The sequence below is a fragment of the Streptomyces cacaoi genome (assembly GCF_006539165.1).
Taxonomy (GTDB): domain Bacteria; phylum Actinomycetota; class Actinomycetes; order Streptomycetales; family Streptomycetaceae; genus Streptomyces; species Streptomyces cacaoi.
Genome location: NZ_BJMM01000050.1, coordinates 1 through 17844, shown reverse-complemented (window position 1 = coordinate 17844; position 17844 = coordinate 1). Strand labels below are relative to the sequence as shown.

Annotated in this window: 17 protein-coding genes; 9 read left to right on the top strand and 8 right to left on the bottom strand. The window is 74.1% G+C overall.

Going from position 1 to position 17844, the window contains the following annotated elements:
• Positions 1-56: 56 nt before the first annotated feature.
• From SCA03_RS29465 to SCA03_RS29445, 5 genes are all read right to left on the bottom strand, one after another.
• Positions 57-1247, bottom strand: a complete 1191-nt coding sequence (locus SCA03_RS29465) for a hypothetical protein (RefSeq protein WP_141275749.1) — start codon at positions 1245-1247, stop codon at positions 57-59.
• A gap of 108 nt (positions 1248-1355) precedes the next feature.
• Complete coding sequence (locus tag SCA03_RS29460) at positions 1356-2345, bottom strand: aldo/keto reductase (protein WP_086816060.1); 990 nt, start codon at positions 2343-2345, stop codon at positions 1356-1358.
• 210 nt (positions 2346-2555) lie between these two features.
• Positions 2556-3254 carry a class I SAM-dependent DNA methyltransferase gene (locus SCA03_RS29455; RefSeq protein WP_030893138.1) on the bottom strand — a complete coding sequence of 233 codons (699 nt, stop codon included), beginning with the start codon at positions 3252-3254 and terminating at the stop codon, positions 2556-2558.
• A gap of 266 nt (positions 3255-3520) precedes the next feature.
• Positions 3521-4273 (bottom strand): SDR family NAD(P)-dependent oxidoreductase, encoded by a 753-nt coding sequence (locus tag SCA03_RS29450; protein ID WP_086816058.1) that lies wholly within the window; start codon positions 4271-4273, stop codon positions 3521-3523.
• Between the two features lie 146 nt (positions 4274-4419).
• Positions 4420-4851, bottom strand: a complete 432-nt coding sequence (locus SCA03_RS29445) for an Rrf2 family transcriptional regulator (RefSeq protein ID WP_030875385.1) — start codon at positions 4849-4851, stop codon at positions 4420-4422.
• A 248-nt stretch (positions 4852-5099) separates the two neighbouring features.
• Here SCA03_RS29445 and argC point away from each other — a divergent pair, with 248 nt between their 5' ends.
• From argC to SCA03_RS29415, 6 genes are all read left to right on the top strand, one after another.
• Positions 5100-6128, top strand: a complete 1029-nt coding sequence (argC, locus tag SCA03_RS29440) for an N-acetyl-gamma-glutamyl-phosphate reductase (RefSeq protein WP_086816056.1) — start codon at positions 5100-5102, stop codon at positions 6126-6128.
• Between the two features lie 127 nt (positions 6129-6255).
• Complete coding sequence (argJ, locus tag SCA03_RS29435; RefSeq protein WP_086816054.1) at positions 6256-7416, top strand: bifunctional glutamate N-acetyltransferase/amino-acid acetyltransferase ArgJ; 1161 nt, start codon at positions 6256-6258, stop codon at positions 7414-7416.
• Positions 7413-8351 (top strand): acetylglutamate kinase, encoded by a 939-nt coding sequence (gene argB / locus SCA03_RS29430; RefSeq protein WP_030875393.1) that lies wholly within the window; start codon positions 7413-7415, stop codon positions 8349-8351. Before argJ ends, argB begins: the two co-directional genes overlap by 4 nt.
• The gene (locus tag SCA03_RS29425; RefSeq protein ID WP_030875395.1) at positions 8348-9571 is read left to right on the top strand and encodes an acetylornithine transaminase; all 1224 of its coding nucleotides are present in this window, start codon (positions 8348-8350) and stop codon (positions 9569-9571) included. Before argB ends, SCA03_RS29425 begins: the two co-directional genes overlap by 4 nt.
• Before the next feature lie 82 nt (positions 9572-9653).
• Complete coding sequence (locus SCA03_RS29420; protein ID WP_030875399.1) at positions 9654-10178, top strand: arginine repressor; 525 nt, start codon at positions 9654-9656, stop codon at positions 10176-10178.
• Between the two features lie 426 nt (positions 10179-10604).
• Entirely contained in the window at positions 10605-11789 is a 1185-nt protein-coding gene (locus SCA03_RS29415) for a PQQ-dependent sugar dehydrogenase (RefSeq protein ID WP_086816053.1), read from the top strand.
• On the opposite strand, the gene SCA03_RS29410 is transcribed toward SCA03_RS29415, so the two are convergent.
• From SCA03_RS29410 to SCA03_RS29400, 3 genes are all read right to left on the bottom strand, one after another.
• The gene (locus tag SCA03_RS29410) at positions 11765-12217 is read right to left on the bottom strand and encodes a DoxX-related protein (RefSeq protein WP_371864011.1); all 453 of its coding nucleotides are present in this window, start codon (positions 12215-12217) and stop codon (positions 11765-11767) included. The genes SCA03_RS29415 and SCA03_RS29410 overlap by 25 nt on opposite strands.
• A gap of 130 nt (positions 12218-12347) precedes the next feature.
• Positions 12348-13529 carry a bile acid:sodium symporter family protein gene (locus SCA03_RS29405; protein ID WP_086816051.1) on the bottom strand — a complete coding sequence of 394 codons (1182 nt, stop codon included), beginning with the start codon at positions 13527-13529 and terminating at the stop codon, positions 12348-12350.
• A 105-nt stretch (positions 13530-13634) separates the two neighbouring features.
• The gene (locus tag SCA03_RS29400) at positions 13635-14525 is read right to left on the bottom strand and encodes an SCO6745 family protein (RefSeq protein ID WP_086816049.1); all 891 of its coding nucleotides are present in this window, start codon (positions 14523-14525) and stop codon (positions 13635-13637) included.
• A 72-nt stretch (positions 14526-14597) separates the two neighbouring features.
• Between SCA03_RS29400 and SCA03_RS29395 the strand changes: the two genes are divergently transcribed.
• The 3 genes from SCA03_RS29395 (at position 14598) to argH (ending at position 17789) form a co-directional block, all read left to right on the top strand.
• A complete protein-coding gene (locus tag SCA03_RS29395) occupies positions 14598-14978 on the top strand; it encodes a DUF488 domain-containing protein (protein WP_086816047.1) in 381 nt (126 codons plus the stop codon).
• Between the two features lie 104 nt (positions 14979-15082).
• Positions 15083-16276: an argininosuccinate synthase gene (locus tag SCA03_RS29390; protein ID WP_030875416.1), complete on the top strand. Its 1194-nt coding sequence runs from the start codon at positions 15083-15085 to the stop codon at positions 16274-16276.
• Positions 16277-16331: 55 nt separating this feature from the next.
• Positions 16332-17789, top strand: a complete 1458-nt coding sequence (gene argH, locus SCA03_RS29385; protein WP_030875419.1) for an argininosuccinate lyase — start codon at positions 16332-16334, stop codon at positions 17787-17789.
• Positions 17790-17844 lie beyond the last annotated feature (55 nt).

Below are 17844 nucleotides of genomic sequence, written 5' to 3'. Positions count from 1 at the left end.
ACGAGCGGGGTGCACGTGCGCGGGTGCCTGGCGCCGCGGCGTGGGGAGGGGCGACGTCAGGCGTCCGGGGTGCGCTGGGCGGCCTCGTACAGGGCGCGCAGCAGGGCGTAGCGTTCCGCTTCCGGGGTGTGTCCGCCGCCGCTCATCGCCCGGTCCAGCAGGCACATCGGCGGCGGGCCGGCCACCACGGCGCCCTCCTCGCGGGCCAGCAGATCGCCGAGCGTCTGCCACACGGCCGGCTCGTGTGCCACCGGTCCGCGGTCCGCCGCGTCCCCCGACGACCGCGGCGCGGCACGCCGGGCCAGCTCGATGCGCAGCTCCTGGCGGGCCTCGGGCGGGCCGCAGCCGTCCAGCACGGCGAGGGCGAGCGTGCACACCGGGTCGGAGGCCAACCCGTTGTGCCGGGCGGCGAGTTCGACGCCGTACCGCTCCATGGCGGGTAGGCACTCCGGGCCGAGCCGGGCCAGGAAGCCGGCGAACGGTTCCTCGGCGAGCAGCGGCGAGTCCCTCGGTTCCCGCGGGAGCGGCGCGGGGGAGACGCCCTCGACGGAGGCGGCGGGCGTGCCGGGGGCTGCGTCGGGGGAAACGTCGGTGAAGACGTCGGTGCAGGGGGCGACGGGGGCGACGGGGGCGACGGGAACGACGAGGTGCGGGCCCCGTGCCCAGGCCGCATCGAGGCGGGCCCCGGTCGCGCGGAGCACCGCGGTCACGCCGGCCGCGCGCCACCGGGGGCCGTCGAGGTCGAGCCCGTCCAGATGGGCGTCCCAGGCCGCCGGGCGGGAGCCGTACCGGTGTGCGGGGGCGCGCAGATCGAAGGCGGAGAGGAGTGCGCCGTCCTCGGCGAGGGAGAGCCGGGAGGGCGCGCCCCGGCCCCAGTGGACACCGGCGGCGCGCGCCCCCGGCGCCGCCAGCCGCCGCAGCACCTCCTCGTGCGGGCCCCGGTGGTCGCCGTATCCGAGCACCGTCACGGCCGGACCGGCCCGGGCCACCGCGAGGTGCGGGCGCCCGGCCCCGGACGACCCGGGCAACTCGGTCAGCTCGGGCGATCCGGCCAGCCCGCCCAGCCCGGTCGGCTCGGAAAGCAGGCGCTCGTCGAGGGCTCGGGGCCGCGCCGCCTCCGGGGCGCCCCCGCACGCCCGGATGACCGCCGCCGGGTCGCTGCCCGTCACCGCGGCCACCCAGGCCGTCTCCTCCAGCCGCAACTCCGCCAGGAGCGCGGCGATCCGGGTGCTCGTCCCGTCCGCCATGGCGACGAGTATGGCCCAGACGGCTCCGGGCGTCCCCGGGGCGGCCGGTACCGGCCCGCGCCGCAGGCCGCGCTCCGGCTCCGGCGCCGTCGCCGCCGGCGGCACCGCTCAGCGGTCGACGAAGGACAGGGAGCCCTCGTCGTAGCGGGAGCCGGCGACCTGGTCGCGCGGTGCCGCCGCCTCGATCGCGGTCAGCTCCGCCGCGGTCAGCTCCAGGTCGACCGCCGCGAGGTTCTCCTCCAGATTGCCGGTCCTGCGCGTCCCGGGGATCGGCACCACGTCCTCGCCCCGGTGCTGGAGCCAGGCGAGCGCCAGCCGGCCGGCCGTCACCCCGCGCGCGGCCGCCAGCTCGGTCAGCCTGTCGACGATCGCCAGGTTGCGTTCCAGGTTCCCGTCCGCGAAGCGCGGCTGGCTGCGGCGGACATCGCCGGGCGCCAGGCCCGCGACGGAGGTGTAGCGCCCCGTCAGGAAGCCCCGGCCCAGTGGCGAGAAGGGCACCAGGCCGATGCCCAGCTCCCGGCACACCGGGACGATCTCGTCCTCCAGGTCGCGCGTCCACAGCGACCACTCGCTCTGGAGGGCGCTGATCGGATGCACCGCGTGCGCACGGCGCAGCGTCCGCGCGCTCGCCTCCGACAGGCCCAGGTACCGCACCTTGCCCTCGGCCACCAGCTCCGCCAGCGCGCCGACGGTCTCCTCGACCGGGACCTGCGGGTCGACCCGGTGCTGGTAGTAGAGGTCGATGTGGTCCACCCCGAGGCGGCGCAGCGAGGACTCGCAGGCCCGGCGCACATACGGGGCATCGCCCCGGATCACCGTCGGCTCGCCCAGTTTGTTCGCGAAGCCGAACTTGGTGGCCAGTACGACCTCGTCGCGGCGCCCTGCGACGGCGCGGCCGATCAGCTCCTCGTTGTGCCCCGAGCCGTAGAAGTCGGCGGTGTCCAGCAGGGTGACGCCCAGGTCCAGGGCGCGGTGCAGGGTGGCGACCGAGGCGTCGTCGTCGGACTCGCCGTAGCCGTGGCTCATGCCCATGCAGCCGAGCCCCTGTGCGGAGACGGTCAGCGCGCCCAGCCGGCGGGTGGGAAGGGTACTGCTCATCGATGTGCCTCCAGGCGGTACGGGGCGCGGCCGGGCGGCGGCCCCTGATACGGGTACGGCCGGGCGCCACCCGTGCCCTCGGGGTGCGAGCGGGACCGGCCCTGCGACCCCTGGGACGCTAGGAGTTGGAGCGCTCTCCAACGCAAGCCCGCTCTCCGGCCGGTCCGCGCCCGCGGGGGCGTCGTCCGCGGGGGCCTCGCGGATCGGCCGTCACGCCTTGCGCCACACCAGCGCCGCTGACACCGGGTGGTTGCGGAACCTCTCCCACTTCGGCTTGACCGTCAGCCAGTCCGCGTCGACGACGCCCTCGCGCATCTCCGCCAGCTGCCAGCCGGCGCCGAGTGCCGCCGAGACGTGGTCGCTCAGCAGGTGGATGTGGGTGCTGATGGCGATGTCCTCGCCGTCCTCGTCGGTGAAGTGCGTCGGCATGCCCGAGGCCATGATGAAGTGCGGGTGGAAGGCGACGAGGACGCAGTGGGCGCCGGGCGCCGCCAGCCGCCACGCCTCGTCGTAGAACGGGCGCAGCTCGGGGAGGTGTTCGTCGATGAGCGAGGCGATCACCAGGTCGTAGGCGCCGGTGTCCAGCGGCGTCGTGCGGACGTCGCCGTGCACGAGGCGCCGGTGCGCGCCCTTGCCCCGGGCCACCGCCAGCATCTCGGGCGTCAGATCCACGCCGTCGACGGCCGCCACCCCACGGGCGCGCAGCCAGGCGCCGGTGCGGCCGGTGCCGCAGCCCAGATCGGCGGCGCGGCGTACGGAGTCCCAGGCGGGGACGGTCAGGCGGTCGAGCAGCGCGAGGTCCATCGTGTCCTCGACGGTGTCCTCGTAGGTGCGTACCCAACGGCCGTAGCCCGTGGGGACGTTGACGGTGCGGTAGCCGCGGGTGTCGAAATCGGTGAAGTCCAGCATGCCGGCGAGTATCCGCGCTCCGGCCACGGCCCGACGAGGGATTTTCCGCACACGGCGCCCTTGCACCGGCCGGTGTCCCACCCTCCTCCGGCCGGGCCCGGGCGGCCTGTGGCCAGGGCGGGGCCGGGGCCGTCGCCCGCGCGCGCCCGGCCGCTCCGCACCCCGCGGTGGGAGAGGCGGAACCGGCCGCCGCCCGACGGGTCCGCCGGGGCAGGCCGCCCCGGCGGACCGCCCGGGCACGTCGGCGGCGGCCGGTGAGGGGCGCCTCAGAGCTGAGTGACGCCGCCGTCCACGAACAGTTCGGCGCCGGTGGTGAACGTGCTCTGGCCGCCGGCCAGGTAGAGGGCACTGGCGGCGATCTCGTCGGGGTGGCCGGCGCGACCGAGCGGGGTCAGTGAGGCGGGGTCGGCCGTGGTGGGCCGTTCGTCGTCCGGGAAGGTGGCGAAGAGGTCCTCCAGTCCCGGGGTCCCGACGGGGCCGGGGGTGAGGGCGTTGACGCGGATCCCCCGGCCGGCCAGCTCGGCGGCCCAGGTGCGGGCGAGGCTGCGGATCGCGGCCTTGGTGGCGGCGTAGACGCTCAGGCCCGGGGTGGCCCGCAGGGCCGAGCTGGAGGAGAGGAGTATCACCGAGGCGCCGGCCGCCAGCAGCGGCAGCGCCTTCTGCACGGTGAAGACCGTGCCCTTGAGGTTGATCGAGGTCATGTGGTCGTACTCCTCCTCGGTGACCGCACCGAGCGGGGCGTAGTCCGCGACACCGGCGTTGGCCACCACGACGTCCAGACGGCCGCCGCGGTCCGCGATCCCGGCGAAGAGCCGGTCGAGGTCGTCGAGGTCCGAGGTGTCGCCCGGTACGGCGATGCCGCGGGGGCCGATCTGCGCGGCGGCGGCGTCCAGTTCGGCCTTGCGGCGGCCGGTGAGGTGGACGGTCGCGCCCTCGGCGGCGAAACGGCGGGCGATCGCCAGGCCGATGCCGCTGGAGGCGCCGGTGACGAGGGCGATCTTGTCGTCCAGCTGTCCCATGAGAGATTCTCCGATTCTTGAGGTAACCATTGTTGTTACATTGAGGGCGTCGAAGAGCGGCCTTTCTCCGACGGGAGAAGGCCGACGGTCCGAGGCGGGCGGCTTTCAGCGTGCCCCGGGGCGGGTGGCGTACGACGCGCCCCGGTTCAGGCGGCCTTGAGGATGTCGCGCAGCACGTCCTCCAACGTGGTCCCGGCCAGCTCCGCGCGCAGGGCGGCCTCCACCCCGTCGTACACGGCGGTCATCGCCGGGCCGATGCCGTGGCCGACGACGCACTCGGGGTTCGGTGTCGCGCGGTGCAGGGCGAAGACCGGCCCCGGTTCGATCGCCTGGTAGACGTCGAGCAGGGTGATCGCCGCCAGGTCCCGGGCGAGCATCCAGCCCGCCCCCGCGCCCCGCCGTGACTCGGCCAGGCCGGCCTTGCGCAGCTCGGCCAGCAGGCGGCGGATCACCACCGGGTTGGTGTTGACGCTCGCCGCGATCTGCTCGGAGGTGGCGACCTCGTGGCCGCGCCGCTGGTACAGCCCGATCCAGGTCAGCGCGTGCGCCGCGATGGTCAGCCGACTGTTGGCACTCATGCCGGACTCCACCTCCCTCGTTCCTCGGCAATGGTCGTAACTCTAGTTGTTACGACGTGGGACGGCAAGCCCGAGGGTCCCGGCCGCACCGGGGCGGCCGTGCGTCGAGCCGCGGGTTCGCCGGAGTGTGCGGCGTGCGGCCCCGGGGGCGGGTCGACGGGTCCGGCTGCCTGTTCGACTGTCCGGAACATGCCCATTGCATAAAACTTCGGCGATACGTATAGTCATACCTCCACGAAGGAGGTCCCATGACGGTGCGAGCAGCGGTGGCGGGCGCGAGCGGTTACGCGGGGGGTGAGCTGCTGCGGCTGCTGAGCGGACATCCGGATGTCGAGGTCGGTGCCGTGACGGGGCACTCCCACGCCGGGCAGCGCCTGGGGGCGCTCCAGCCGCACCTCGCCCCGTACGCGGACCGCGTGCTGGAGGAGACCACACCCGAGGTCCTCCGCGGCCACGACGTCGTCTTCCTCGCCCTGCCGCACGGGCAGTCGGCCGCGGTGGCGGAGGCGCTCGGCGAGGAGGTGCTCGTCATCGACTGTGGCGCCGACTTCCGGCTCGCCGACGCGGCGGCCTGGGAGCGCTGGTACGGCACCCCGCACGCCGGGACGTGGCCCTACGGGCTGCCCGAGCTCCCCGGCGCCCGCGCGGCGTTGCGCGGCACCCGGCGGGTCGCCGTGCCCGGCTGCTTCCCCACCGCCGTCTCCCTCGCGCTGGCCCCCGCGTACGCGGCCGGGCTGGCCCTGCCGGAGGCCGTCGTCGTCGCCACCACCGGCACCTCGGGGGCGGGCAAGGCGCTCAAGCCGCACCTGCTGGGCAGCGAGGTCATGGGCTCGATGAGCCCGTACGGCGTCGGCGGGACGCACCGGCACACGCCGGAGATGGTGCAGAACCTGACGGCCGTCGCCGGCGAGCGCGTGAGCGTGTCGTTCACCCCGGTGCTCGCGCCGATGTCCCGGGGCATCCTCGCCACCTGCACGGCCGGCGCGGCGCCCGGCACGACGGGCGAACAGCTCCGGGCCGCCTACGAGAAGGCGTACCAGGACGAGCCGTTCGTCACCGTGCTGCCCGAGGGCCAGTGGCCCGCCACCGCCTCGGTGCAGGGGGCCAACGGCGTGCATCTCCAGATGGCGTACGACGCCGACGCCGGCCGGATCGTCGTCGTCGGCGCGATCGACAACCTGACCAAGGGCACGGCCGGCGGCGCCGTGCAGAGCATGAACCTCGCGCTCGGCCTGGACGAGGTGCGGGGCCTGCCGGCGGTCGGGGTCGCGCCGTGAGCCGGACACGGCCGGCGGCGCGCGGAGCAGCGACGCAAGCGACGACAGCGACGACAGCCGTGCCGGCCACCGGCGCGGCCCACCGGGACGGATGCCGCGGGCGGGGCGCGGCGAGGGGAGAGACGCAGTGAGCGTGACAGCGGCCAAGGGGTTCACGGCGGCCGGGATCGCCGCCGGGATCAAGGAGAACGGAGGCGCCGATCTGGCGCTGGTGGTCAACAACGGGCCGAACCGCGCGGCGGCCGGCGTGTTCACGGCCAACCGCGTCAAGGCGGCGCCGGTGCTGTGGTCCCAGCAGGTGCTCAAGGGCGGGCGGGTGTCCGCCGTCGTCCTCAACTCCGGTGGCGCGAACGCCTGCACGGGCGCGCCCGGCTTCCAGGACACGCACGCCACGGCCGAGAAGGCCGCGGAGGTGCTCGGCGACGGGCACAGCGCGGGCGAGATCGCCGTCGCCTCCACCGGTCTGATCGGTGAGCGGCTGCCGATGGAGGCGGTGCTGAGCGGCGTCGGCACGGCGGCCGGGGCGCTGTCCGCGCACGGCGGGGAAAAGGCCGCCATCGCGATCAAGACGACGGACACGGTGCACAAGACGGCCGTCGTGGAGAGCCCGGCCGGCTGGACGGTCGGCGGGATGGCCAAGGGCGCCGGGATGCTCGCGCCGAGCCTGGCCACCATGCTCGTCGTCCTCACCACGGACGCCGATCTGGCCTCGCCCGCGCTGGACGAGGCGCTGCGCTCGGCGACCCGCACCACCTTCGAGCGCATCGACTCGGACGGCTGCCTGTCCACCAACGACACGGTGCTGCTCCTCGGCTCGGGCGCGAGCGGTGTCGTGCCGGACGCCGCGGAGTTCGCCGAGGCCGTCCGCGCCGTCTGCGACGACCTGGGCCGGCAGATCGTGCGGGACGCCGAGGGCGCCTCCAAGGACATCCGCGTCGAGGTCGTCGGCGCTGCCAGCGAGGCGGACGCCGAGGAGGTCGGGCGCTCCATCGCCCGCAACAACCTGCTCAAGTGCGCCGTGCACGGCGAGGATCCGAACTGGGGCCGGGTGCTCTCCGCCATCGGCACCACCTCGGCGGCCTTCGAGCCCGACCAGCTGAACGTGTCCATCAACGGCGTCCAGGTCTGCCGGGGCGGCGCCGTCGGCGAGGACCGCGACAAGGTCGACATGCGCTTCCGCGAGGTCCGTATCACCGCCGATCTGTCCGCCGGCACGGAGTCCGCCGTCATCTGGACCAACGATCTGACGGCCGACTACGTCCACGAGAACAGCGCGTACTCCTCATGAGCGCCCGCAAGCACACCGCGCTGCCCAAGGCGAGGACGCTCATCGAGGCCCTGCCGTGGCTGACCCGGCACCACGGCAGGACCGTCGTCATCAAGTTCGGCGGCAACGCCATGGTCGACGAGGAGCTGAAGGCCGCCTTCGCGCAGGACGTCGTCTTCCTGCGGCACGCCGGGCTGCGCCCCGTCGTCGTGCACGGCGGCGGGCCGCAGATCAGCCGCCAACTCGACCGGCTCGGCCTGGAGTCGGAGTTCCGCGCCGGGCTGCGCGTCACCACACCCGAGACGATGGACGTGGTGCGCATGGTGCTGGCCGGGCAGGTGCAGCGCGAGCTGGTGGGTCTGCTCAACCGGCACGGCCCCCTCGCCGTCGGGCTGACCGGCGAGGACGCCCGGATCATGGCGGCCACCAAGCACTACGCCGACATCGACGGCGAACGCGTCGACCTCGGGCGGGTCGGCGAGGTCGCCGCCGTCGACACCGGCGCGATAGAGGCGCTGCTCGACGACGGCCGGATCCCGGTGATCTCCTCCATCGCGCACAGCGTCGACGGCGACGAGGGGCAGACCGAGGGCGGCATCTACAACGTCAACGCCGACACGGCCGCCGCCGCCGTCGCCGCCGGGCTGGGCGCCGAGACGCTGATCGTCCTCACCGACGTCGAGGGGCTGTACGCGGACTGGCCCGACAGCGACGAGGTCATCAGCGAACTGACCGCGCAGCAGCTGGAGAAGCTGCTGCCCGACCTCTCCAGCGGCATGGTGCCCAAGATGGAGGGCTGTCTGCACGCCGTGCGCAACGGCGTGCACACCGCGCGGGTGCTCGACGGGCGGGTGCCGCACGCGATCCTGCTGGAGATCTTCACCGACGAGGGCGTCGGCACCATGGTCGTGCCCGACGCCGTCCCCGACCCCCGGACAGCAAAGGACCAGCCATGACCGGCACCCAGGAGAGCAGCGCCACCGGAGCCCCGTCCCCGGAGCAGGGCCTCGCCGACCGGTCGCGCGGCGCCCTGATGAACACCTACGGGCCGCCCCGGCTGCCGCTCGTCCGGGGCGAGGGCGCGACGCTGTGGGACGAGCAGGGCAACGCGTATCTGGACTTCCTCGGCGGTATCGCCGTCAACGCCCTCGGCACCGCGCACCCCGCCGTGGTCCGCGCCGTCTCCGAGCAGATCGCCACCCTCGGCCACGTCTCCAACCTCTTCGCCGCCGAGCCGACCGTCGCGCTCGCCGAGAAGCTGCTGCACCTCGCGGGCCGGTCCGGCCGGGTCTACTTCTCCAACTCCGGCGCCGAGGCCAACGAGGCCGCCTTCAAGCTCGGCAGGCGCACCGGCCGCACCCGTATGGTCGCCGCGCAGGGCGGCTTCCACGGCCGCACCATGGGCGCCCTCGCGCTGACCGGCCAGCCCGCCAAGCAGGAGCCGTTCGCGCCGCTGCCGGGCGAGGTCACCCATGTCCCCTACGGCGACGTCGAGGCGCTGCGTGCCGCCGTCACCGAGGAGACGGCCTTCGTCCTGCTGGAGCCCATCCAGGGCGAGCGGGGCGTCCTCGTCGCACCGGAGGGCTATCTGGCCGCGGCCCGCGAGATCACCTCGGCGGCCGGCGCGCTGCTGATCCTGGACGAGGTGCAGACCGGCATCGGCCGGACCGGGCACTGGTTCGCCTGCCAGGCCGAGGGCGTGGAGCCGGACGTCATCACCCTGGCCAAGGGGCTCGGCGGCGGGCTCCCGCTGGGCGCGACCCTCGCCTTCGGCGAGGCCGCCGAGCTGCTCGCGCCCGGCCAGCACGGCTCCACCTTCGGCGGGAACCCCGTCTCCTGCGCCGCCGGGCTGGCCGTGCTGGAGACCCTGGAGAACGAGGGGCTGCTCGACCGCGTCAAGCGCGTCGGGGCGCGGCTGCGCGAGGCGGTGCTCGCGCTCGGGCACCCGTGCGTCGCTCAGGTCCGCGGTGCGGGGCTGCTGCTCGGTATCGTGCTCACCGAGCCGGTCGCGGACCGGGCCCAGCAGACGGCCCAGGACGCCGGCTTCCTGCTGAACGCCGTCGCACCCGACGTCATCCGGCTCGCTCCGCCGCTGATCGTCGGTGAGAAGGAGACGGACGCGCTGGTACGGGCGCTGCCCGGGATCCTCGACGCGGCGGTGGAGCAGCAGCGATGATCCAGGACGGCGGACGCCGGGCCGGCAGCGGAAGGGCGCCGGCCGGCGCGAGCCGAGAGTGAACCGAAGGGGAACACGGAGCATGACCGAGGACCAGCAGGGGCAGGCCGTCCCGCAGACGCGTACGGCCCGGCACCGCAGGATCGTCGACATCCTGAACCGGCAGCCGATCCGCTCCCAGAGCCAGCTGGCGAAGCTCCTGGCCGACGACGGGCTCTCGGTCACCCAGGCCACGCTCTCCCGGGACCTGGACGAGCTGGGCGCTGTCAAGATCCGCAACACCGGGGGAGAGCTGATCTACGCGGTGCCCTCCGAGGGCGGGGACCCGACCCCGCGCGCACCGCTCGGCGAGTCCGCCTCGGAGGGCCGGATGGCCCGGCTCGCCGGTGAACTCCTCATCTCCGCCGAGGCGTCGGCGAACCTCGTCGTGCTGCGCACCCCGCCCGGTGCCGCACAGTTCCTGGCCTCCGCCATCGACCAGGCCGGCATCCACGAGATCATCGGCACCATCGCGGGCGACGACACCCTCCTGCTCATCAGCCGTGCCCCCGACGGCGGCCAGGCGCTCGCCGACCATCTGCTGGGGCTGGCGCAGAAGGAACGCTGAGCTGCCGGGGAACGCCGAGCCGCCGGAGGAACGCGGAGCAGGGCGGTGTGCGTGCGGGGCAGGTGGTACGGCGCGGTGCGCTGGGGGAGACGGAGCGCCGGGAGGGCGGCGGCCGGGGCGGGGGCTCGTCCGCGCCGGCCGCCGACTTCCGGCCAACTCCCTCCTGCCGCCCGGCAGTTGAACTCCGGATGAAGTCCGCACCCGTCCGTTCCGCGGCCTTCCCCGGCCTGGTACGCACCATTACCCTCATCGGACAGCCAGTGGCACATTCCCCCCACCCCGTTGCTTCCCGCCACGGGTGACCGCGCGTCCCGCGGTGCCCACGGCTCGCCACGGCACCGTCCGGCCCGCACGCCCGGGCCCGCGCGGCGCCCGAGGGGCGCGGCAGCCGGGTGACGACGTGACCGCCGCCTCCGGGAGGTTCAGGTGAAAGTCCGCAACTGCTCGGCACTCCTCGGCACCCTCGCCCTGTGCATCACCCTCGCGTTACCCGCCGCCTCCGCCCAGGAGACCGGACGTCCGGGACGGGCCGCGGACGCGGCGCAGCCGGCGGCCTCGTCGCACCGGGCCGCCGACGTCGGCCTGGAGAAGGTGGCGGAGGCGGAGATGCCCACGGCGGGCACCGCGGGCCCGGACGGCACCGTGTGGATCGCCGAACGGCCCGGCCGCGTCCGGGTGCTGGACGGTACCCAGCTCGGCGAGCCGGTGCTCGACATCACCGACGAGACGACGATCGACGGCGAGCGCGGGCTGCTCGGCATCGCCTTCGACCCCGCGTTCGAGCACTTCTACATCGCGTTCACCGACAAGGAGGGCACCAGCACCGTCGACGAATTCGCCGTCGAGAACGGGGCGTTGCGCCCCGACACCCGGCGGACGGTGCTGACCCAGGAACAGCCGTACGCCAACCACAACGGCGGCAACCTCGCGTTCGGCCCGGACGGCATGCTCTACATCGGGCTGGGCGACGGCGGCAGCGGCGGCGACCCGCACGGCAACGGGCAGAAGCTGGACACCCTGCTGGGCAAGCTGCTGCGGATCGACCCGCGCGGCGGCCAGGACGGCGAGCCGTACGCCGTCCCCGAGGACAACCCGTTCGTGGACGAGCCGGGGGCGCGCGGCGAGATCTGGGCCTACGGGCTGCGCAACCCGTGGCGGTTCTCCTTCGACGCGGACACCGGCGACCTGCTCATCGGGGACGTCGGCCAGAGCACCCGCGAGGAGGTCGACCTGGCGCCGGCGTCCAGCGGCGGCGGGGAGAACTACGGCTGGTCCGAGATGGAGGGCACCCTGCCCTTCGACGGCGGGACGGAGCCCGCGAACCACGTGCCGCCGGTCTTCGAGTACGACCGCTCCCCGACGCGCTGCTCGGTCACGGGCGGCTACGTCTACCGGGGCGAGGCCGTCCCCGAACTGGCCGGGAAGTATCTGTTCAGCGACTACTGCGAGGGCGACATCCGGGCGCTGGACATCGAGGACGGTGAGGTGACCGGCGAGACCAACCTCGGGGTGAACGGCGGCGAGGTCGTCTCCTTCGCCCAGGACAGCGACCACGAGCTGTACGTCCTCGCGCTGGACGGCAGCGTCTACCGGCTGGGCCCCGCGGCCTGACCGCTCCGGCCGGCCGGGTCGACGGCCCCGGCCGGCCGCTCCCGGCCGCCCTCGCGCGCGGCGAGCAACGCCCAGGCCAGCAGCGGGAGTTGCAGCGGAACCCGGCCGTAGGCCAGCGCCTTCAGCGGCCTCGCCCGGTGCCGCCAGTCGTAGGCCATCTGCACATTGGCCGGCAGGACGGCGGTGAGCAGCGCCGCCGCCGCGAGCCCGCCGGCCCTGCGGGTGCGCGGCCAGGTGAGGGCGGCGGCGACGGCCAGTTCGGCGGCGCCGCTCGCATACGTCCAGGCCCGGGCCCGGCCCGGCAGGGCGCGCGGCACGATCGCGTCGAACGGCTTCGGCAGGAGGAAGTGCAGCGCCCCGGCTCCGCCCAGCAGGCGGGCGAGGGAGGGTGCGGCGGCCGGCGCCATGGCGTTGCCCCTTCGTGTCACGGTCGGTTCCGTCGTGCCCGTACTCGGGCGCCACCGCGTACGGGCGCGCACCGGACGGGCCGCGGCCACCGTAATTACCCGGAGGTAGCAGCGGAAGAGGGCCCGTGCTCCCGGTGCCAGCGGGCCCGGCCTACCCGGTGGCCCCCGCCGCTCCGGCGTCCCCGGCGCCTTCGCCACCTTCCGCCTCCCCGGCGGATCCGGCGCGGGCGGACGCGGAAGGGGCGGATGCGCGGCGGGCGTCCGCGGGGGTTTCCGGGCCGGGGCCGGCGGCCGCGGCGTTCGCCGGGGTGTCCGGGCCGGGGGTGCCGGGCCCCTGGGCGCGGTCGCGGCGGGCGAACCAGGCGGCCGCCAGCGCGCCGGAGATGTTGTGCCAGACGGAGAAGACGGCCGCGGGCAGGGCCGCCAGCGGGCTGAAGTGCGCGCCGGCGAGCGACGCGGCGAGGCCGGAGTTCTGCATACCGACCTCGAAGGCCATGGCGCGGCTCGCCGGAGCACCGAGCCGTCCGATCCGGCCCGCGCCGTAGCCGAGGGCGAGCCCCAGCCCGTTGTGCAGGACGACGGCCAGCAGCACCATCGCGGCGGCCGACTTGATCGCCTCGGCGCTGCCCGCGACGACCACCGCGACGATCACCGCGATGGTGAGCGCCGACAGCCAGGGCAGCACCGGCAGCGCCCGGGTCACCAGCCGGCCGGCGACCAGCCGCACCAGGAGCCCGGCCAGCACGGGCAGCAGCACGGTCTTGAGGATGTCGGCCACCATCGAGCCGGCGTCGACCGGCAGGTACTCACCGGCCAGCAGCAGCGTCAGCGGCGGGGTGATCAGCGGGGCGAGGACGGTGGAGACGGTGGCCACCGAGACGGACAGCGCCACGTCGCCCCGGGCCAGATACGTCACCACGTTCGAGGCCGTCCCGCTGGGCGCGCAGCCCACCAGGATCACCCCGGCCGCGAGCTGCGGCGACAGATGGAGCACGTGTGCGACGAGCCAGCCCAGCCCCGGCATGAGGACGTAGTGCGCGACCAGTCCGAGCGCGACGGCCCACGGCCGCTGGGCCACGCCCTTGAAGTCCTGCGGCGTCATGGTGACGCCCATGCAGAACATCACCACGCCGAGGAGATAGGGCACGGCGTCGCCGCCGCCGGAGAAGGTGCCGGGGCTCAGCAGGCCGACCGCACCGGCGAGCAGGACGAGCACGGGGAAGAGGGTGACGGCACGGCGCGCGCCGCGCTGTTCCGCGCCGTCGTCGGGCGCGCTCGGCGCCGGGGCGCTCGGCTCGGTGTTCGCCGGGGGTTCGGGCTGTTCTCTTCGCACCGTGCGAGAAAACGCCCTGCCGGGGCCGGTGCGCAAGGCCGTCTCGCCATGTGACCTGCGACGGCGGTGGCCCGGGCCGCCTCCGGGCGTCCGGGCCACGCCGGGTCAGCGCGGGGCGGGGGCCGGCACCCTGAGGATGCCGAGCGTGTTCTCCTCGGGCAGCAGCCCCGAGGTGACGACGGCCTCGATGAGGGGCGTGGTCAGCTCGCCCAGCCGGGCGCAGCCGTCCTCGCCCAGCACCTCGTAGGGCGCGGCGGCCAGTTCGTCCGTCGTGCGCTCCACGTCCTCGCGCAGCCGGTGGCCCCGCTCGGTGGCCGTACCGTCCGGTTCGACGAGGCCGCGGTCCGCCAGCCGTTCGCGCGCCGCGGCCCACTCCTGTGCGCTCCAGCCGCGTGAGGCGAAGGTCTCCACCGGGGCCGCGCCGATCGCGGCGAAGGAGACGAGCGCCTCGCAGCCGTCGAGCCCGGCGGCGGTGAGCGCCGCAACGTGCCCGTCGCCCCGGTGCTCGCGCAGGATGTTGGCGGCCTGCCACAGCACCAGGTGCGGCTCCTCGGGCCAGGGCAGCGCCGCGTTGGCGGCGGCCAGCGGGCGTCCGGGCAGCCGGGCGGCGGCCTCCTGCGCCGCGGTGCGGGCCAGCTCGGCGGCCTCGGCGAGCGAGGGGTCGGCGAGCCGGTCGCCGAGCAGCGTGCGCAGGGCGGTGTCGGCGGCGCGGACGCGGGTGTCGAGGACGGCCGCGGGGGTGGCGGTGTCCCAGATGCCGGGGACGTGGTCGGCGACCAGGCGGGGGCTGAAGCTGTGGAAGACGGCGGTGAGCAGCTCCGCCGGGACGGCACCCAGCGGGGCACCGCGCAGCGCGAGGGACTTCTGGGCCGGCGAGTCCGGGTCGTAGCCGAGCGCTGCGACCTTCTCGGCTGCCTGCGGGACGAAGTAGAGGGAGGCGTAGACCGGCTCCATGCGGTGCCACATCTGCCGGGCGAGGGACGGGAAGTCAGCCATGGCGGCACGCTATCCGCAGGATGTGAACACCGTCAACATGCGGGGGGCGGCGGCGGGTTGCAGGCTGATGCCATGAGTGCGAAGAAGAAGCCGACGGTGCGTGTCCGCCGCGTCTACGAGGACCCCGATCCGCGCCAGGACGGCGTACGGGTGCTCGTGGACCGCGTGTGGCCGCGCGGCGAGTCCAAGGACCGGGCGGCGCTGGACGACTGGAACAAGGATGTCGCCCCCACGACCGAGCTGCGCAAGTGGTACGGCCACGATCCGGAGAAGTTCGAGGGGTTCGCCGACCGCTACCGGGCGGAGCTGGAGACGGAGCAGGGGGAGGAGGCGATGCGTGCCCTGCTGGGCCAGGTCCCGTCGGGCGGCACGCTCACCCTGCTCACCGCGACCAAGGACCTCGACCACGCCCATACACGGGTCCTCCGGGAGGAGCTGCGCAGGCGCGCCTGACCAGGGCTTTCCGGGGGCCGGCGGGGGCTCACCCCATGCGTTGACGAAACATACGGTGGAGTGCATACTTATACCAGTCAGCGCATGTACGTGAGGAGAAGCCCGTGACCGAGCGCGTCGTACTCGCCTACTCAGGCGGCCTGGACACCTCTGTCTGCATCGGCTGGATCGCCGAGGAGACCGGCGCCGAGGTCGTCGCCGTCGCCGTGGATGTCGGCCAGGGTGGCGAGGATCTGGACGTCATCCGCAAGCGTGCGCTGGCCTGTGGCGCGGTCGAGGCCGAGGTCGTGGACGCCAGGGACGAGTTCGCCGAGGAGTACTGCCTCCCGGCGATCAAGGCCAACGCCCTGTACATGGACCGCTACCCGCTGGTCTCCGCGCTCTCCCGGCCCACCATCGTCAAGCACCTGGTGGCCGCGGCGCGCAAGCACGGCGCGGGCACCGTGGCGCACGGCTGCACCGGCAAGGGCAACGACCAGGTCCGGTTCGAGGCCGGCATCTCCTCCCTCGCGCCCGACCTCAAGTGCATCGCGCCCGTCCGCGACTACGCCATGACGCGGGACAAGGCCATCGCCTTCTGCGAGGAGAAGGGCCTGCCGATCGCGACGACCAAGAAGTCGCCCTACTCGATCGACCAGAACGTCTTCGGCCGGGCCGTCGAGACCGGCTTCCTGGAGGACATCTGGAACGCCCCCATCGAGGACGTCTACGACTACACCTCGAACCCGGCCACGCCCCGCGAGGCCGACGAGGTCGTCATCACCTTCGACAAGGGCGTGCCGGTGGCGATCGACGGCAAGCCCGTCACCGTCCTCCAGGCCGTCCAGCAGCTCAACGAGCGCGCCGGAGCCCAGGGCATCGGCCGGATCGACATGGTCGAGGACCGCCTCGTGGGCATCAAGTCCCGGGAGATCTACGAGTCCCCGGGCGGGATCGCGCTCATCACCGCGCACCAGGAGCTGGAGAACGTCACCGTCGAGCGGGAACTGGCGCGCTACAAGCGGCAGGTCGAGCAGCGGTGGACCGAACTCGTCTACGACGGGCTGTGGTTCTCCCCGCTCAAGCGCGCGCTCGACGGCTTCATCGACGAGGCGAACCAGCATGTGACCGGCGACATCCGGATGACCCTGCACGGCGGCCGCGCCGTGGTCACCGGCCGGCGGTCCGAGCAGTCGCTGTACGACTTCAACCTGGCGACGTACGACACCGGGGACACCTTCGACCAGTCCATGTCGAAGGGCTTCATCGAGATCTTCGGCCTCAGCAGCAAGATCGCCGCCAAGCGCGACCAGTCCTGACACCTTTCCGTCCGACTCCCGTCCGACTCCCGTCCGAAGAACAGGGCAGCAACGAGTGAGCAGCGACACGAGCGACAGCGCCGGTGAGGCCACCGGCGGCGAGGACGTCCGGCTGTGGGGCGGCCGGTTCGCCGACGGCCCCAGCGAGGCGCTGGAGAAGCTCTCGGCATCCGTCCACTTCGACTGGCGCCTCGCGCCGTACGACATCGCGGGCTCCCGCGCCCACGCGCGGGTCCTGCACAAGGCGAACCTGCTCACGGACGACGAGCTGGAGCGCATGCACGCGGGCCTGGACGCCCTGGAGCGCGATGTCGCCTCCGGCGCGTTCACCGGCACCGTCGCCGACGAGGACGTCCACACGGCGCTGGAGCGCGGTCTGCTGGAGCGTCTCGGCCCGGAGCTGGGCGGCAAGCTGCGGGCGGGGCGTTCGCGCAACGACCAGGTCGCCACGCTCTTCCGGATGTATCTGCGGGATCACGCCCGGGTGATCGGCGGCCTGCTCGCCGATCTCCAGGCGGCGCTGGCCGGCCTGGCCGAGCAGCACCCCGCGGTGGCGATGCCGGGCCGCACCCACCTCCAGCACGCCCAGCCGGTCCTGTTCGCGCACCATGTCCTGGCGCACGCACAGGCGTTGGCGCGGGACGCGGAGCGGCTGCGCCAGTGGGACGAGCGCACCGCCGTCTCCCCGTACGGCTCGGGGGCGCTCGCGGGCTCGTCCCTCGGGCTCGACCCGGAGGCGGTGGCGGCCGATCTCGGCTTCGAGCACGGCAGCGCCGCCAACTCCATCGACGGCACGGCCTCCCGGGACTTCGTCGCGGAGTTCGCGTTCGTGACGGCGATGATCGGTGTGGACGTGTCCAGGATCGCGGAGGAGATCATCATCTGGAACACGAAGGAGTTCTCCTTCGTGACGCTCCACGACGCCTTCTCCACCGGCTCGTCGATCATGCCGCAGAAGAAGAACCCGGACATCGCCGAGCTGGCGCGCGGCAAGTCCGGCCGGCTGATCGGCAATCTGACGGGCCTGATGAGCACGCTCAAGGCCCTTCCCCTCGCCTACAACCGCGACCTCCAGGAGGACAAGGAGCCGGTCTTCGACTCCATCGACCAACTGGAGATGCTGCTCCCGGCGTTCACCGGCATGATGGCCACGCTCACCGTGCACGGCGAGCGGATGGCCGAACTGGCCCCGGCAGGCTTCTCGCTGGCCACCGACATCGCCGAGTGGCTGGTCAAGCGCGGTGTCCCGTTCCGGGTGGCACACGAGGTCGCGGGGGAGTGCGTCCAGGTGTGCGAGCGCGAGGGCATCGAGCTGGACGAGCTGACCGACGCACAGTTCGCCGCGATCTCGCCGTCCCTCACCCCCGAGGTGCGGGAGGTGCTGCACGTGCAGGGCGCGCTCGCCGCCCGGAACGCGCGCGGCGGCACCGCACCCGCCGCAGTCGCCACCCAGCTCGCGGAGTTCCGCACCGATCTGGACCGGCAGCGCGCCTGGGCCGAGGCCAAGCGCTGACGGGCCCCCGGCCCACCACCCGTGCCGCCCGCCGCGCCGTTCCACCGGCGCGGCG

Bases quoted from the DNA above. Each gene is read 5' to 3' on its own strand.
- argC (WP_086816056.1), top strand. From the start codon at position 5,100: ATGACGGTGCGAGCAGCGGTGGCGGGCGCGAGCGGTTACGCGGGGGGT.
- SCA03_RS29400 (WP_086816049.1), bottom strand. From the start codon at position 14,525: ATGGCTGACTTCCCGTCCCTCGCCCGGCAGATGTGGCACCGCATGGAG.
- argB (WP_030875393.1), top strand. From the start codon at position 7,413: ATGAGCGCCCGCAAGCACACCGCGCTGCCCAAGGCGAGGACGCTCATC.
- SCA03_RS29445 (WP_030875385.1), bottom strand. From the start codon at position 4,851: ATGAGTGCCAACAGTCGGCTGACCATCGCGGCGCACGCGCTGACCTGG.
- SCA03_RS29395 (WP_086816047.1), top strand. From the start codon at position 14,598: ATGAGTGCGAAGAAGAAGCCGACGGTGCGTGTCCGCCGCGTCTACGAG.
- SCA03_RS29465 (WP_141275749.1), bottom strand. From the start codon at position 1,247: ATGGCGGACGGGACGAGCACCCGGATCGCCGCGCTCCTGGCGGAGTTG.
- SCA03_RS29450 (WP_086816058.1), bottom strand. From the start codon at position 4,273: ATGGGACAGCTGGACGACAAGATCGCCCTCGTCACCGGCGCCTCCAGC.
- SCA03_RS29420 (WP_030875399.1), top strand. From the start codon at position 9,654: ATGACCGAGGACCAGCAGGGGCAGGCCGTCCCGCAGACGCGTACGGCC.
- SCA03_RS29425 (WP_030875395.1), top strand. From the start codon at position 8,348: ATGACCGGCACCCAGGAGAGCAGCGCCACCGGAGCCCCGTCCCCGGAG.
- SCA03_RS29455 (WP_030893138.1), bottom strand. From the start codon at position 3,254: ATGCTGGACTTCACCGATTTCGACACCCGCGGCTACCGCACCGTCAAC.
- SCA03_RS29460 (WP_086816060.1), bottom strand. From the start codon at position 2,345: ATGAGCAGTACCCTTCCCACCCGCCGGCTGGGCGCGCTGACCGTCTCC.